The organism is Brachybacterium fresconis, from assembly GCF_017876515.1.
Lineage (GTDB): Bacteria > Actinomycetota > Actinomycetes > Actinomycetales > Dermabacteraceae > Brachybacterium > Brachybacterium fresconis.
In genome coordinates this window covers 4,467,414-4,481,821 of the sequence record NZ_JAGIOC010000001.1, presented here as the reverse complement: position 1 = coordinate 4,481,821, position 14,408 = coordinate 4,467,414, and the positions used below count along the sequence as shown (strand labels likewise).

At 71.2% G+C, this 14,408-nt stretch carries 14 protein-coding genes; 7 read left to right on the top strand and 7 right to left on the bottom strand.

The features are described 5' to 3' along the window. The first annotated feature begins 64 nt into the window (after window positions 1–64). Entirely contained in the window at window positions 65–577 is a 513-nt protein-coding gene (locus JOF44_RS19855) for an inorganic diphosphatase (RefSeq protein ID WP_209895427.1), read from the top strand. A 161-nt stretch (window positions 578–738) separates the two neighbouring features. Here the strand turns inward: JOF44_RS19855 and JOF44_RS19850 are convergent, their stop codons facing one another. From JOF44_RS19850 to JOF44_RS19840, 3 genes are all read right to left on the bottom strand, one after another. Beyond that, window positions 739–1,791 carry an IS110 family RNA-guided transposase gene (locus JOF44_RS19850; RefSeq protein WP_209889350.1) on the bottom strand — a complete coding sequence of 351 codons (1,053 nt, stop codon included), beginning with the start codon at window positions 1,789–1,791 and terminating at the stop codon, window positions 739–741. Between the two features lie 257 nt (window positions 1,792–2,048). Continuing rightward, a complete protein-coding gene (locus JOF44_RS19845; protein WP_245349029.1) occupies window positions 2,049–2,789 on the bottom strand; it encodes a hypothetical protein in 741 nt (246 codons plus the stop codon). 100 nt (window positions 2,790–2,889) lie between these two features. Then, window positions 2,890–3,573 (bottom strand): peptide deformylase, encoded by a 684-nt coding sequence (locus JOF44_RS19840; protein WP_209895426.1) that lies wholly within the window; start codon window positions 3,571–3,573, stop codon window positions 2,890–2,892. A 209-nt stretch (window positions 3,574–3,782) separates the two neighbouring features. On the opposite strand from JOF44_RS19840, the gene JOF44_RS19835 reads away from it, so the two are divergent. The 3 genes from JOF44_RS19835 (at window position 3,783) to yczE (ending at window position 7,020) form a co-directional block, all read left to right on the top strand. Further along, a complete protein-coding gene (locus tag JOF44_RS19835; RefSeq protein WP_209895425.1) occupies window positions 3,783–4,868 on the top strand; it encodes an ABC transporter ATP-binding protein in 1,086 nt (361 codons plus the stop codon). Between the two features lie 190 nt (window positions 4,869–5,058). Next, the gene (locus tag JOF44_RS19830) at window positions 5,059–6,300 is read left to right on the top strand and encodes a DUF4032 domain-containing protein (RefSeq protein ID WP_209895424.1); all 1,242 of its coding nucleotides are present in this window, start codon (window positions 5,059–5,061) and stop codon (window positions 6,298–6,300) included. Window positions 6,301–6,315: 15 nt separating this feature from the next. Further along, window positions 6,316–7,020, top strand: coding sequence for a membrane protein YczE (gene yczE / locus JOF44_RS19825; protein WP_209895423.1), 705 nt, complete (start codon window positions 6,316–6,318; stop codon window positions 7,018–7,020). A gap of 12 nt (window positions 7,021–7,032) precedes the next feature. Here the strand turns inward: yczE and rlmB are convergent, their stop codons facing one another. From rlmB to JOF44_RS19805, 4 genes are all read right to left on the bottom strand, one after another. Beyond that, window positions 7,033–7,995, bottom strand: a complete 963-nt coding sequence (gene rlmB / locus JOF44_RS19820) for a 23S rRNA (guanosine(2251)-2'-O)-methyltransferase RlmB (RefSeq protein ID WP_209895422.1) — start codon at window positions 7,993–7,995, stop codon at window positions 7,033–7,035. Window positions 7,996–8,029: 34 nt separating this feature from the next. After that, window positions 8,030–9,472, bottom strand: a complete 1,443-nt coding sequence (gene cysS, locus JOF44_RS19815; protein WP_209895420.1) for a cysteine--tRNA ligase — start codon at window positions 9,470–9,472, stop codon at window positions 8,030–8,032. 60 nt (window positions 9,473–9,532) lie between these two features. After that, a complete protein-coding gene (locus JOF44_RS19810) occupies window positions 9,533–10,015 on the bottom strand; it encodes a phage holin family protein (RefSeq protein ID WP_209895418.1) in 483 nt (160 codons plus the stop codon). Between the two features lie 118 nt (window positions 10,016–10,133). Continuing rightward, the gene (locus JOF44_RS19805; protein ID WP_209895416.1) at window positions 10,134–11,324 is read right to left on the bottom strand and encodes a LacI family DNA-binding transcriptional regulator; all 1,191 of its coding nucleotides are present in this window, start codon (window positions 11,322–11,324) and stop codon (window positions 10,134–10,136) included. Between the two features lie 159 nt (window positions 11,325–11,483). On the opposite strand from JOF44_RS19805, the gene JOF44_RS19800 reads away from it, so the two are divergent. The 3 genes from JOF44_RS19800 to JOF44_RS19790 are packed head-to-tail and all read left to right on the top strand — an operon-like array spanning window position 11,484 to window position 14,403. Further along, window positions 11,484–12,839 carry a sensor histidine kinase gene (locus tag JOF44_RS19800; protein WP_209895414.1) on the top strand — a complete coding sequence of 452 codons (1,356 nt, stop codon included), beginning with the start codon at window positions 11,484–11,486 and terminating at the stop codon, window positions 12,837–12,839. After that, window positions 12,836–13,492 (top strand): response regulator, encoded by a 657-nt coding sequence (locus JOF44_RS19795; protein ID WP_209895412.1) that lies wholly within the window; start codon window positions 12,836–12,838, stop codon window positions 13,490–13,492. The genes JOF44_RS19800 and JOF44_RS19795 overlap by 4 nt, the downstream gene beginning before the upstream one ends. Beyond that, a complete protein-coding gene (locus tag JOF44_RS19790) occupies window positions 13,489–14,403 on the top strand; it encodes a DUF4097 family beta strand repeat-containing protein (RefSeq protein WP_209895410.1) in 915 nt (304 codons plus the stop codon). The genes JOF44_RS19795 and JOF44_RS19790 overlap by 4 nt, the downstream gene beginning before the upstream one ends. Window positions 14,404–14,408: the final 5 nt, after the last annotated feature.

Sequence of the window (14,408 nt, the reverse complement as noted above, 5' to 3'; positions counted from 1 at the left end):
CCGAGTCAGAACCAGTGCCCACTGGAAACAGAGCCCACAGGGCCGGAGCAACGGAGCGGCTGTCGTGGAATTCGACGTGACCATCGAGATCCCTCGCGGGAACCGGAACAAGTACGAGGTGGACCACCACAACGGGCGCATCAGGCTCGATCGGATGCTGTTCACCGCCACGCGCTACCCGGACGACTACGGGTTCATCGAGGGCACCCTCGGTGAGGACGGCGACCCGCTGGACTGTCTGGTCCTGCTCGAGGAGCCGACGTTCCCGGGGTGCCTGATCCGCTGCCGGGCGCTCGGCATGTTCCGCATGCGCGACGAGGCCGGCGGCGACGACAAGATCATCGCGGTGCCGGTCGGGGACCGCCGCCAGGTGCGTCGCCAGGAGCTCACCGACGTCTCCGAGTTCCATCGCCTGGAGATCCAGCACTTCTTCGAGGTCTACAAGGATCTCGAGCCGGGCAAGAGCGTCGAGGGTGCCCACTGGGAAGGCCGCAGCGACGCCGAGGCGGAGATCAACGAGTCCTATCGCCGCGCCGTCGGCACCGAGCACGCCAACGACTTCACCCAGGACGCCTGACCCCTCGCACTCCGGCCCCGGCGGCCCACCTCCGCCGAGCTCTGCGTTCCCGTGGCCAAGATCGCCAGAAGCAACAGCTTCGCAGAGCTCGGCGCCAGCGGAGGGCCGGCCCCGCGGGGTCGGCCCTCTGCTCGTTCCGGTCCGGACGCTCCTATGGTGTGTCAAGCGGGTAGCGGTGGGTTCTCGAGGAGTCGGTAGAGGTCTCGGACGATGTATCGCTTCAGGCAACGTTTGATCTCTCGCGGGGTCTTTCCTTCGCAAGTGCGGCGGGCGGTGTAGTCCTTAGTGCGCTGGTCGTAGCGCTGGCGTGAGAGCACGATCGTGTGCAGGGCGCGGTTGAGCTGCCGATCGCCGTACCGGTTCAGCCGGTATCTGGTGGTGGTCTTGCCGCTGTTGGCCGGCAACGGGGCGACGCCGGCGAGCATCGCGAACGCGGCCTCGTCACGCACGCGACCAGGGTGGGACCACGCGCAAAGCACCGTCGCCGCGACGATCGGCCCGACGCCCTTCTCAGCGAGCAGATCGGCACGCCAGGACCGCACGATCGCCCGGATCTGCTTCTCGTGCTCGTTGGACTCGGCCTGCAGCACCTGGGCGCGGCGGGCCAGATCGCGCAGCACCCTGGCGGTGGTGGCGGTCTCCGCATCCCACGAGGTATGGATGCGGAACCGGGAAGCGATCTCGACCATCTCGGGCAGCTTCCGGTCGCGCAGCTTGGCACGCAGGCGCTCGGGAGCGGCGATGGCGAGGCTGAACAGCTGCCGCTGTGCAGTGGTCGACGCGTCGACCGCGGAGCGGCGAGCTGCCAGTAGCACCGACAGAGCCTGCCGCTGCGGACCGGTGCGCGGGGTCCCGCGATGCGGGCGTGCCATCGCTTCACGGGCGGCGCGCACCGCGTCCAGCGGATCGGACTTCGCGCCATTGCGGCGCTTGGCCCGCTGGGGGCGGTCGAGCTCGAATACGACCTCGTCCCCACGCTCCAGCAGGTGGGTCAGGCCGGCGCCGTGGCCGCCGGTGCCCTCGATGGCCCACACCCGCAGGGGTGAGTGTTCCTCGGCCACTTCTACCAGTTCCTGGTAGCCGGCCGGGGTGGTGGGCACCGTGATCTCGGCGAGTACTCCACCGGTGGCGGTCTCGACGATGGCGGCGGTGTGGGTATCGACGTGGGTGTCGACCCCGATGACGATCTCTGCGATATCGGTCAGACTGGTCATGCGTTCCTCCTAGCTCCGGAGCGGACGAAATGGGTCCGGTCCGGGAGGAGTCACGGCAGGACTGTGACGGGACACGCGGGCGCGGCTACGCCCGCGGTCAAGCTCCTGATCAGGCCAGTCAGCTCCGACCGGGCCGGGTCCGACGACACCGAACGGACAAGTCCGCGCAAAGGCACGAAGCCAGTCAGCCCACGGGTCACGCACGGTGCCGTCGAACACACCCCATCAGCACGAGGCCGATAACGCCATCCTCACAGTCAGCCCTCCAGCGAGGGCCGATCGTCCGCGAGCTCCCCGTCGAGGGTGGGGGCCTGGGAGAAGATCTCCAGCATCGCCTCGACCACGGAGCGCGAGACCGACCGGGCCCCGAGCCCGCCGATCACGGCACCGATGCCGAAGGGCAGCAGACGCATGAGCCACAGCTTGCCGGTGCGGGCGATGACTCGACGGCGCACGTACCGGGAGATCTGCTTGCTGACCAGGCCGGGCAGGAATCCGCCGCCCCCACCGAGGACCGCGTTCCACTGCAGTCCCTGCTTGCCCATGGCGCGGGCGATGATCTCGGCACCGCGATCGCCGCTGAGCACACCCATCAACACCAGGCGACGCGTGGGCTCATCCGACATGTCCACGTCGTAGAGGTCCGCGACGGACAGGGTCAGGAACGCGCAGGCCTCCGCGAAGGAGACGCCCTCCCCGACGGTCAGCCCCAGGGCCGCGGCGGTGCCGAGCCCGGGCAGGGCGGCCACTCCCCCGATGCCGGCGCCGGTGGCGGTCATCAGCAGCGTGAAGCGACCGGTGACCTTCTGCAGCAGCTGGCGCTGCGTCGCCTCGGGATGCTTGGCGCGCAATCGCTCGACGTAGCTGTGGGCCAGCGGCGTCTGGACCTTCAGCGCGGCGTCGACCACGTCGAGCCAGCGCTCGTCGATCTGCTCGCGGAAATCGCCGCCGTCCTCCTGCTCGATTCCCGGATTGTTCGGGTCGCTCGTGCTCACCATCGGCTCCGTCCTGTTCGTGGTCGTGATCGGGCCCAAGCTATCGCGTGGGCCTGGGCGGTCGCGGGCCCCACGTGGCGCAGACCACCGCGCGGCGCGGACCTCACCGGGCGATGACCTCGCCGGGCCCGAGCCCCGCGACCTCGCCGCGCAGTCCGAGGCGGCGCACGGCCTCGGAGAGGTCGGCGTAGTGGACGCCGTACCCGGCGTCGATGAAGGAGCGCGGCACCATCAGGTCATGGCACAGCGTCCCGGCCAGGTGGTCGGTCTCGTGCTGGAGGATGCGCGCGGTCCACCCCACGTGCTCCTCGTCGACCTCCCGCAGGGTCCCGTCGGCCAGCAGCTCGCTCGTCCGCAGCCGCACCCGTCGGGCGCGGGGGACGATCGACTGCCAGCCGCTGACGGACAGGCAGCCCTCCCAGGCATAGACGCGCTCGCCGCCCAGCAGCTCGACCTCCGGATCGAGCAGGGCGCGCAGCGGAAGGCTCCGACGCTCGAGCAGATCATCCTCCTCGTCCTCGCCGGGCTCGCCCGCGACGCGGTCCTCGACCACGTACAAGGACACGGGCAGCCCGATCTGCGGAGCGGCGAGGCCCACGCCCGGGGCGGCCCGCATCGTGATCGTCATCGCCTCGACCAGCTCGAGCAGCAGCGCGGGCCCGAGCTTCGCCCGGGCGGTGACGGCGCGACGGCGCAGCGCGGGGTGGCCGGCCTGCACGATCCGCAGCGGGTCGGTCGGCTTCTCGCGGCGGTCGAGGATCTTCCGGGTCAGCTCAGGGGTGTCCACTCCCCCAGTATCCCGCAGCCGTGCCGCTCTGCCCACCGCGGACGACCCCGACCCGCCGCTCGGACAGCGCTCGCCATCCGGATGAGACCTGGGATACACTTCCTCTGGCCGGTGCAAGGAAGCGCCTCCTCGCGAGAGCGACCGAGACCGGTGATCATCACTTCACAACGGACCGTCCGGCACGTACCTGCCGGTGAAGGAGTACCACCATGGCAACTGTCACGTTCGACAACGCCTCGCGCGTCTACCCGGGCCAGGAGCGCCCGGCCGTCGACAACCTCAACATCGAGATCGGCGACAGCGAGTTCCTCGTCCTCGTCGGCCCCTCCGGTTGCGGCAAGTCGACGTCGCTGCGCATGCTCGCCGGCCTCGAGGAGATCGACGCCGGCCGCATCCTCATCGGCGATCGTGACGTCACCGACGTCCCGCCGAAGGACCGTGACATCGCGATGGTGTTCCAGAACTACGCGCTGTACCCGCACATGACGGTGGCCGACAACATGGGCTTCGCCCTGAAGATCGCCGGCAACCCGAAGGCCGAGATCCGCAAGCGCGTCGAGGACGCCGCCGAGATCCTCGACCTGACCGAGTACCTCGACCGCAAGCCGAAGGCGCTCTCCGGTGGTCAGCGTCAGCGTGTCGCCATGGGCCGTGCGATCGTCCGCTCGCCCCAGGTGTTCCTCATGGATGAGCCGCTGTCGAACCTCGACGCCAAGCTCCGCGTGGCCACCCGTACCCAGATCGCGTCCCTGCAGCGCCGTCTGGGCGTCACCACCGTCTACGTGACCCACGACCAGACGGAGGCCATGACGATGGGAGACCGCGTGGCGGTGCTCGACCGCGGCGTGCTCCAGCAGATCGACACCCCGCGTCGGATGTACGACCACCCGAACAACGTGTTCGTGGCCGGATTCATCGGCTCCCCGGCGATGAACCTGTTCGACACGAAGCTCACCGAGCAGGGCGTGGAGTTCGGCGGCGCCGTGCTGCCCGTGGACCGCGCCACCCTCTCCGGCACCGACCAGAACTCGGTCACGGTCGGCGTGCGTCCCGAGGACCTCGAGCTCGTCAGCGATGAGCAGGGCATCGCCGTGGAGATCGACCTCGTCGAGGAGCTCGGCGCCGACGCCTTCGTCTACGGCCGTCGTGCCGGCTCGGACGAGACGGGCAAGCCCTTCATCGCGCGAGTCGACGCCCGTCGTCCCCCGGCCAAGGGCGAGACGGTCTACTTCCGCCCCGCGGAGGGCCATGTGCACCTCTTCGATGCGAAGAACGGACTGCGGCTGGGCGACTGACCCTCCCCCGCATCGCGCGACGGGCGCTCGGCTGCGGCCGGGCGCCCGTCGTCGTCGTCATGCCCGACGTCACCTGCGCCCGGTCGTCGTCCGCGCTCGCATCGGTGATCGGCGTGAGGTTCGTGGTGTCATCCGGTGAAAAAGAGCCCACAGGTGGGCACGCCGCCACGGTTCGGGAGAGAATGGAGCAATGGCACCTCTGGAGATCACCGCGTCACGGGCCGATCCGGCGCTGCTGGACCTGCCGTGGGACCAGCCGCTCGAGGATTGGCCCGAGGACATCCTCGCCGCTCTCCCCCGCGGCATCTCCCGCCATGTGGTGCGCTTCGTGCGCGTCTCCGGGCGCGTCCTCGCGCTGAAGGAGATCAACCATGATCTCGCCCGGCGCGAGTACGAGATGCTGCGCCTGCTGGGGCGCATCGGCGTGCCCTCGGTGGCGCCCTTCGCCGTGGTCTCCGGCCGCACCACGCCGAGCGGGGAACCGCTGGACGCGATGCTCATCACCCGTCATCTGCAGTTCTCCCTGCCCTACCGGGCGGTGTTCAGCCAGGTCTCGCGCGAGGACACCGCGCAACGGCTGCTCGATGCCCTGGCCGTGCTGCTGGTCCACCTCCATCTCGAGGGCTTCTACTGGGGCGACGTCTCGCTGTCGAACACGCTGTTCCGCCGGGATGCCGGCGCATTCGCCGCCTACATCGTCGACGTCGAGACCGGCAGCCTGTACGAGACGCTCACGGAGGGCCAGCGCCGGTACGATCTCGACCTCGCCCGCACCAACATCATCGGCGAGCTGATGGATCTGCAGGCCGGGGAGATGTTCGACCCGGAGGCCGATCCGATCGCGGTCGGCGACGACCTGATCGAGCGGTACGAGAGCCTGTGGGCCGCTCTGACCGAGCGCGAGCTGTTCTCGGCCGACGAGCGCTGGCGCGTCTCCGAGCGCATCGAGAAGCTCAACCGCCTGGGCTTCGACGTGGGAGAGCTCGAGATCACCACCGACCTCGACGGCACCACGCTCTCGATCCGCCCGAAGGTGGTCGACGCCGGCCACCACGCCCGTCGGCTGATGCGCCTGACGGGGATCGACGCCCAGGAGAACCAGGCCCGTCGGCTGCTCAACGACCTCGACCAGTTCCGTGCCTCCACGGAGCAGCAGGCCGAGGACGAGGAGTTCGTCGCCCATGAGTGGCTGCAGAACCAGTACGAGCCTGTGGTCCGCGCGATCCCGAGGTCGATGCGCTCCAAGCTCGAGCCGCCGGAGTTCTATCACGAGGTGCTCGAACACAAGTGGTTCCTGTCCGAGCAGGCCGGGACCGACGCCAGCCTCGATGACACCGTGCGGCACTACATCCTGAACGTCCTCATCCACCGCCCGGATGAGAAGTCCCTGGTCACGACCGAGACGTCGGCGTTGCCGATCACTGAGAGCTGAGGGTCCGACCCCGACATGGCCGAGCCCTCCTCCCCGCTGCTGGCGAACCTCTCCCTCCGCGATCAGCTGCGCGTGGACCGACTGCCGCTGCGTCTGCTCCAGATGATGATCGGCCTGACCGGTTTCGGCCTGTCGCTGGCGATGCTGCTGCGCTCGGGCCTGGGCGGCGCACCCTGGGACGTGCTGCACGCGGCGCTGGCCGAGCGCGCGGGTCTGAGCGTGGGCACGCTCAGCATCACGGTGAGCTTCGTGGTGCTCCTGGCGTGGATCCCGCTGCGGGAGCAGCCGGGCATCGGCACCTTCGCCAACGCGATCTGGGTGGGACTGAGCATCGATCTCGGGATGGCCCTGCTGCCGCCGGCGACAGGTCCGCTGCCGGCCGTCGTGCTGATGGTCGCCGGGGTGGCCGTCAACGGCGTCAGCGCTGCGGTGTACATCGGGGCGCAGCTCGGTCCCGGGGCGCGCGACGGGCTGATGACCGGGCTGGGGCGCGTGCTGGGCCGACCCGTCGGACCGGTGCGGATCGCACTGGAGGTGCTGGTGCTGGCCGCCGGCTGGGCGCTCGGCGGTCCGATGGGCGTGGGGACGGTGCTGTATGCCCTCGGTCTGGGACCGGTGATCCAGCTGGCGCTGCCGCACGTGGTCCTGCCCGTCCTCACCCCGGCCGGCGGGGCGTCGGCAGCAGAGCTCGACGAGACCCCGCCACCCGATCCGGCCTGAGCGCAGCGGCGCTCAGGCACGACCGTGCTCGGCGCGGACCCCCGAGATCTCGTACAGCGCGATGGCCGCCGCGACCGAGGCGTTCAGCGACTCGGCGGGGCCGGTCATCGGGACCGAGACCACCTGGTCGCTGATCTCGCGCGCCAGGCGGGACAGCCCCTTGCCCTCCGCGCCCACCACGAGCGCGGTCGGCTGCGTGCCGAGGTCGAGGCCGCGGGTGGTGACGTCGCCGTCCGCATCCAGACCGAGGACGAACACGCCCTTCTCCTTGAGCGAGGTCAGGGTGCGATTGAGGTTGGTGACCTGGGCGACGCGGACCCGGCCGGCGGCCCCGGCCGCGACCTTCCACACGCTCGCGGTCATCGAGACGCTGCGCCGCTCGGGCAGGATCACGCCGTGCACCCCGAAGGCATCGGCGCTGCGCAGGACCGCGCCGAGGTTGCGCGGATCGGTGATGCCGTCCAGGGCGACCAGCAACGGCGGCTCGAAGGCGTCGGCGGCGATCTTCAGGAGGTCGTCGACCTCCGCGTACTCGTACGGGGGCATGGTCAGAGCCACGCCCTGGTGCACGGCGTGGTCGGTCATCCGGTCCAGGTCGGTGCGGGAGGCCTCGGCGACCGCCAGGTTCTGAGCCGTGGCCAGGCGCATGATCTCGCCCACCCGTTCATCGGCGTCGAGGCGGACCATGACGGTCAGCTTCGTGGCCGGGACCTGCTCGCGCAGCGCCTCCAGCACCGCATTGCGTCCGGCCACCTGGTCGGTTCCGGGAGACTTCCTGCCGCCCTTGCCGCCGGATCCGCCACGACGGGCGGGGGCGCCGGAGCCCCCGGTGTACTTCTTGTGCGCGGGGCGGTCCTCGGCCCGGGGCGTCGGCCCCTTGCCCTCGAGGGCGCGGCGGCGCACTCCGCCGGATCCGACGGACGCCCCCTTCTTGCCCTTGCGCATCGCGCCGCGGCGCGAGCTGTTGCCTGCCATCAGGTCGACTCCTCGGTCGTATCGGTCATCGTCATCATCGTGCGGGCTGCTCGAGGCTCCAGCGGGCGCCGTCCGGGCCGTCCTCGATACGGATCCCGGCCTCGCTCAGCGCATCGCGCAGGGCGTCGGCCCGGCCCCAGTCCTTCTCCGCGCGGGCTGCTGCCCGCGCGCTGAGCTGGGCGCGGATCAGCGCGTCCAGCGCCGCGTGGTCGGCTCCGCCCGTGTCCGCGGCGCCCGCCCACTGCGCCGAGAGCGGATCCAGGCCCAGCACGTCGAGCATGGCGCGCAGCCGTCCGAGCCCTCCGGCCACGGCCGCGTGATCGCCGCCCTCGGCCAGCAGCGAGTTCAGCGCGGCCTGCTCATGGTGGATCACCGCGAGCGCCTCGGGCACCGCGAGATCGTCGTCCAGGGCCGCGATGAAGTCCGCCGGCAGCTCCACACCGGTGAGGTCGGCATCCGGCGCCGTCAGCCGCTCGCCCGCGAGATGCTCGGCCGCGCGGTGGGCGGTGGCGGAGAAGCGCTCCCAGACCACTTCGGCCTCTCGCATCGCCGTCGCGTTGTACTCGACGGTGGCTCGGTAATGCCCGCTGACCAGGGCGAGCCGCACGGCCGGGGTCGGGTGCTCGGCCAGGGCGCGGGCCGCGGTGACGAAGTTGTCGAGGCTCTTGCCCATCTTCAGTCCGTCGACGGTGAGCACCCCGGCGTGCATCCAGCGCCGGGCGAAGCCGTACCCGGCGGCGTGGGACTGCGCCTGTTCGTTCTCGTGGTGCGGGAAGCGCAGGTCGAGACCGCCGGCGTGGATGTCGAAGGTCTCGCCGAGGTACTTGCGGCTCATGGCCGAGCATTCCAGATGCCAGCCCGGGCGGCCGCGCCCGTAGGGCGTGTCCCAGGAGGCGGTCTCCGGCTCGGTCGGCTTCGCGGCCTTCCACAGCGCGAAGTCACGGCGGTCCCGCTTGCCCGGCTCCGGCACCTCGCCGGCGTCCTGCATGGCCTCGAGGCTCTGCCGGGTCAGCGCGCCGTAGGTGGGGAGCGAGGAGACGTCGAAGTACACCGAGCCGTTGCCGTCCGCGTAGGCGTGGCCGCGCTCGATGAGCCGCTGCATCAGCTCGATCATCTCGGGCACGTGCCCGGTGGCGCGGGGCTCGTAGGTGGGCCGACGGTTCCCGACCTGGTCCAGGACGTCCTGGAACTCCCGCTCGAAGCGCAGCGACCACGCCCACCACGCGGAGCCCGCCTCGGCGGACCTCTCCAGGATCTTGTCGTCGATGTCGGTGACGTTGCGGATGTGGGTGACCTCGCGGCCGCCGCGCTCCAACCAGCGCACCAGCACGTCGAAGGCGAGGAAGGTGCGCAGGTGGCCGAGGTGCGGGGCCCCCTGCGTGGTAGGGCCGCACACATACAACGACACCGCCCCCTCGCGCACCGGGTTCAGCGGCGGCGTCGTGCGGGTGGCGGTGTCGTGCAGGTGGAGAGTCACGTGCACCAGGGTACTGCCCTGGCCGGGACCGGATGGCCCCTCACTCGTCGCGGGCGCTGCTCACTCGACGCGCGCGCTGACCTTCTTGCCGTAGAGCTCCTCGAAGGTGTCGTCGTAGGAGACGGCGTTCGCGCGCCGCTTGCCCTGGACGGCGTCGACCGCGGTCTGTGCGGTCTCGATCGTGGTCTCGGGTCCCTTGATCTTCTTGGAGACGAGGAAGGCGACCAGCCCCGCGATCGCGGCGATCACGATGAACACGCCGGCGACGATCAGGAACGCCGCCCAGTACGGCAGGCCGAGGGCCTCCAGGCCGGTGGCGGCGGCGAACAGCAGCATCACCCAGGCCGAGAGCAGGAGGAACAGCAGCACCGCGGCGCAGGCGGCGATGATGCCCACCTTGATCGCGAGCGCGATGAGCTCCTTCTTCGCGATGTCGATCTCGTGGTGGACGACACCGAGGAGCTCGTCCCGGATGGACTGGACGAGTTCACCGATGGACCGCTGGGTGGGCGGCGTGCTCGGATCGTTCGTGGTGTTGATCATGGTCGGAGCCTATCGCAGGGGGTCGGGGTCACGGGTCACCGGGTGACGGATCCGGGGGTCCGCCGGGCGGTGGTCGGTCAGCCGGTGGTGGGTCAGCCGGTGATGGATCTGCCGGTGGTCAGTCCACCGAGATGCGCTTGCGCTTGGTCGCCTCGGGGCGCGGCCCGGCCGAGCTGGAGCGCCGCACCACGACGGAGGGGGCGACCGCGACGTCCCGCGGCGGGGCCTCGAGCCCGGAGACGCGCTCGACGAGGAACTGCGCGGCCAGCGCGCCCAGGCGGTCGGAGTTGGGGTCGACGCTGGTGATCTGGGAGATGCCCGAGGAGGCCAGGGAGGTGTTGCCATACCCGGCGACGGCCAGCTCCTCGGGGACGGAGAATCCCGCCTCCCGCGCAGCCGAGAGGAGGCCGACGGCGGTGACATCGTTCGCGCAGGTGACGGCCGTGGGGACGCGGCTGCCGCGCAGCAGCATCGAGCCGGCGGTCTGCCCGACCTGCTCGGTGAAGTCGCCGGGCTCGATGCGGGCCTGGTCCTCGAGGCCGTGGCGGGCCATCGCCTTGCGGAAGGCGTCGGCGCGCTCGCGGGCGACGGCCGCTCCGACCCCGCCGACGTGGGCGATCTCGCGGTGGCCGAGGCCGACCAGGTGATCGACCAGCAGTCCCTGGCCGACCTCGTCATCGATGCGCACGGTGTCGAAGCTGCCGCTGAAGGACCTCGAGCAGCCGATGCCGACGAAGGGCCGGTCCCCGGTCGCCTCGAGCACGCTGTCCATGTCGGCGAGGTCCGAGATCATCAGGAAGCCGTCGACGCCGAGCTGGACCAGCGACTCGATCGCTTCGGTGTCCGCCGCGACGGGGTGCTCGGGCACGCGGCGGCGGGTGGGAACGACCACCGCCGACCGACCGGTCGCGGTCAGCTCGATCCGGATCGCACGGACCAGGTCCGAGATCCACGTGTTGCGCATGGTGTTGACCAGGACCGCGACGACGCCGCGATGGTCGGTCTCCTCGCTGAGCTCCTCGAGCGGGAACCGGAGGCGTTCGGCCGCCTCCTGCACGCGGGTGGCCATGCGGGGCTTGATCTCCTCGGCACCGCGCAGCGCACGCAGGGCGACGGCGCTGGAGATGCCGAGGGAATCGGCGACGTCGCGCAGCGTGCCGCGCTGCTGGCCCGCGTCGTCGAGCTCGGAGCCCGTGTGATCGACGTTCTCGACGACCTGGCCGCTCTCGCCCTCGTCGCCGCGGGGCGTTCGGGAGTCGGGGGCGGGGTCGATGGTGCCGTCGGAGGAGGCGCTGGCGTCACTGCTCATGACCCCATTGAACCGCATTTCTCCCACCCGCCGTGACACCTCGACAGGGTTCGGTCCGCTCCCGCCGCGCCGGGACCGCCGGGACCGGGGGTTTTCCCCCGCTCGGAAGGCGGGAGGCCCCCGTGGGCAGCGGACACCGGCCCGCCTAGGCTCGAGGTCATGAACGAGACCACTGCGCCTCCGCCGGCGCCCCGACGCCCCCGGCTGACCGCTGCGGCGCTCGCCTCCGTGCTGCTCGGAGGCCTGCTGTTCTGCTCCTGGTTCTGGATCAGTCTCACCCTGCTGCTGGGTGGGCTGGGGTCCCTGCCGGCCCTGGGCTCGGGCCTGTTCCTGCTGGTCCCCTGGCTCCTGGTGATGCAGGGCGCGGTGCGGATCGAGCGCCGCCGGGCGGTGGCCGTGCACGGGATCGGGGTGATCCTTCCCGCCCGCCGCCGTTCCCTCCGGACCGGGGTCGGGGGCTGGATCCACGACCGCTGGCTCGAGCTCGGCACCGGCGCGTTCTGGCGCGGGACGCTGCACCATCACCTGGCGATGCTCGTGGCCGGGGCGTTCTTCGTCCTCGTCCTGGCGCTGCTGTGGCTGGGCTGGACGGCCGGGGACATCGCCCTGCGGCACGGTCCGGTGACGCTGGGCTCGCTCACCCTCGGGCGGTGGATGCTCGGTCTGCTCGCCACGACCTCTGCGGTGCTGGCCGTCCTCGCGCTGGTCCTCGGCGCTCTCGCCGACCGGGGCCTGGCCCGCATGCTGATCTCCGGATCCGAGGACGACCTGCGCGAGCAGGTCGCCGAGCTCGTCGAGCGTCGACAGGGCGCCGTCGATGCCTCCGCCCAGGAGCGGCTGCGCATCGAACGCGATCTCCATGACGGTGTCCAGCCCCGCCTGGTGAACCTCGCCATGACCCTCGGGATGGCGAAGAACACGATCCATGCCGACCCTGACCGGGCGAGCGATCTGGTCGGCCAGGCCCATCTCGAGGCCAAGGGGGTGATGACGGATCTGCGTCAGCTGGCCCGCGGCATCCACCCTGCCGTGCTCACCGACCGCGGGCTGGACGCCGCGCTGTCCGCGCTCGCCGCCCGCTCCTCGATCCCCGTCGATCTGCAGGTCGATCTCGACCCCGGGGACCGGGCGCGCCTGGACCGGGAGCGGGAGGCCGTCGCCTACTTCGTGGTCTCCGAGGCCCTGACCAACATCGCCAAGCACTCCGCGGCGGACTCCGCCTCGGTGACCGTCACCCAGACCCCCGAAGCGCTGCGGGTCCGCGTCGAGGACGACGGCCGCGGCGGAGCCCGAGTCCATCGTGACGGGCTGTCCACCGGGCTGGCCGGCCTCACCGACCGCGTCCGGGCGACCGGCGGACGCCTCGACGTCACCAGCCCCGCCGACGGCGGCACGACCCTGGTGGCCGTGATCCCGCTGGCACCCGGGACGGGCGCAGCAGCGACCGTCCGATCCGCCGCACCCGGTTCCCCCGCGGCGCCCGCCGGCACCGACCCCCAGGAGGTTCAGCGATGAGGATCGTGATCGCCGATGACGCCGTGCTTCTCCGCGCCGGGGTGGAGCGGCTGCTCACCGAGGCCGGCCACGAGGTGGTCGCCGCCGTCGGTGACGCCACCGCCCTGCTCAGCGCCGTCTCCCACCACCGGCCCGATCTCGCGGTGATCGACGTGCGGATGCCCCCGACCTTCACCGACGAGGGAGTGCGTGCGGCGATGCTGATCCGACAGCAGGATCCGCAGGTGGCGCTGCTGGTGCTCTCGCAGTACGTCGAGGAGCGCTACGCGACGGATCTGATCGCCGATTCCTCGCACGGTCTGGGCTACGTGCTCAAGGACCGCGTCGCCGACGTCGACGACTTCCTGGCCGTGCTCGGCGACGTCGGGGCCGGCGGCACCTGGCTGGATCCCGAGGTGGTCCAGCAGATCTTCGTGCGCTCCCGACGTCGTCGCACCCTCGAGGGCCTGACCCCGCGGGAGCGGGAGGTGCTCTCGCTGATGGCCCAGGGACGCTCCAACCAGGCGATCGCCGACACCCTGTTCGTCTCCCCCGGCAGCGTCGAGAAGCACATCTCCTCGCTGCTGACCAAGCTCGACCTCCCTCCCGTGGACGGGGAGAACCGTCGAGTCATGGCCGTGCTGCGCTTTCTGGAATCCGAGGACAGATCATGACCACCACGCATCCCTCACCCCGTCGCGGCACCGTCGAGGTGCCGGGCCGTCGGCTCGCCCCTTCCCCGCAGGGTGATCGCGGCTGGCGCACCCTGATCACCCTGCTCGGCGCGGCCGTGCTGGTGCTGATCCTGCTCGCGCTGGGGGCCGCCTCCGTCTCGGGCTGGTGGCTCGGACGCGGCTACGACGACGTCCCCGCCACCATGGAGCTCGGCACCCCGGACGCGCTGACGCTGAGCACCGGCGTCGGGGACGTGCACGTGGTGGCCTCCCCCGAGGTCACGGCGGTCACCCTCGCCCTGGTCGAGGACGGTGCGACCTCGTTGCCGGCTCCGGGCACGACGGTGCGGGCGGACATCACCCGGCACGGCGGAGCCGCCGCCCCCGTGCTGGACGTCCGCCAGTCCGACGGGTACGGGCCGGTGCCCTGGCAGGACGAGCACCATGACGTGCTGGTGCTGGTCCCGCAGGGTCATCGTCTCGCCCTCGACCTCACGGCGGATGTCGGCGACATCCGGGCCGACGGCGAGTTCGCCACGCTCGACCTGACCTCCTCCGTCGGCGACGTGCAGCTCGACGAGGTCACCGTCGCGGACTCCGTGACGGTCCGGGCCGATGTGGGCGACGTGCAGCTCGAGCTGGGCGGGCCGGCACCGGCATCCGTGGACGTGGTCGCCTCCGTCGGCAACGTCGAGATGCGCCTGCCCCCGGACGCGGAGGCCGACGTGCGGATCGACGCGGAGCTCGGGCAGGTCGAGGTCTCGCTCCCCGGTGCCGGCCGCTGGGAGGTCGAGGCCCGCACCGAGCTCGGCGAGACGCAGGTCGAGCCCGATGTGACCGGGGCTCCCGGTCCCGCGGTCGGCACCCTCACCGTGACCTCCGAGCTCGGCGACCTGCTCATCACCCGCTGATCCGT

Coding starts and splice junctions, on each gene's coding strand:
- JOF44_RS19805 (WP_209895416.1), bottom strand. CDS start 11,324: ATGAGCAGTGACGCCAGCGCCTCCTCCGACGGCACCATCGACCCCGCC.
- JOF44_RS19795 (WP_209895412.1), top strand. CDS start 12,836: ATGAGGATCGTGATCGCCGATGACGCCGTGCTTCTCCGCGCCGGGGTG.
- JOF44_RS19800 (WP_209895414.1), top strand. CDS start 11,484: ATGAACGAGACCACTGCGCCTCCGCCGGCGCCCCGACGCCCCCGGCTG.
- JOF44_RS19850 (WP_209889350.1), bottom strand. CDS start 1,791: ATGACCAGTCTGACCGATATCGCAGAGATCGTCATCGGGGTCGACACC.
- JOF44_RS19845 (WP_245349029.1), bottom strand. CDS start 2,789: ATGGTGAGCACGAGCGACCCGAACAATCCGGGAATCGAGCAGGAGGAC.
- yczE (WP_209895423.1), top strand. CDS start 6,316: ATGGCCGAGCCCTCCTCCCCGCTGCTGGCGAACCTCTCCCTCCGCGAT.
- JOF44_RS19790 (WP_209895410.1), top strand. CDS start 13,489: ATGACCACCACGCATCCCTCACCCCGTCGCGGCACCGTCGAGGTGCCG.
- JOF44_RS19835 (WP_209895425.1), top strand. CDS start 3,783: ATGGCAACTGTCACGTTCGACAACGCCTCGCGCGTCTACCCGGGCCAG.
- JOF44_RS19810 (WP_209895418.1), bottom strand. CDS start 10,015: ATGATCAACACCACGAACGATCCGAGCACGCCGCCCACCCAGCGGTCC.
- rlmB (WP_209895422.1), bottom strand. CDS start 7,995: ATGGCAGGCAACAGCTCGCGCCGCGGCGCGATGCGCAAGGGCAAGAAG.
- JOF44_RS19830 (WP_209895424.1), top strand. CDS start 5,059: ATGGCACCTCTGGAGATCACCGCGTCACGGGCCGATCCGGCGCTGCTG.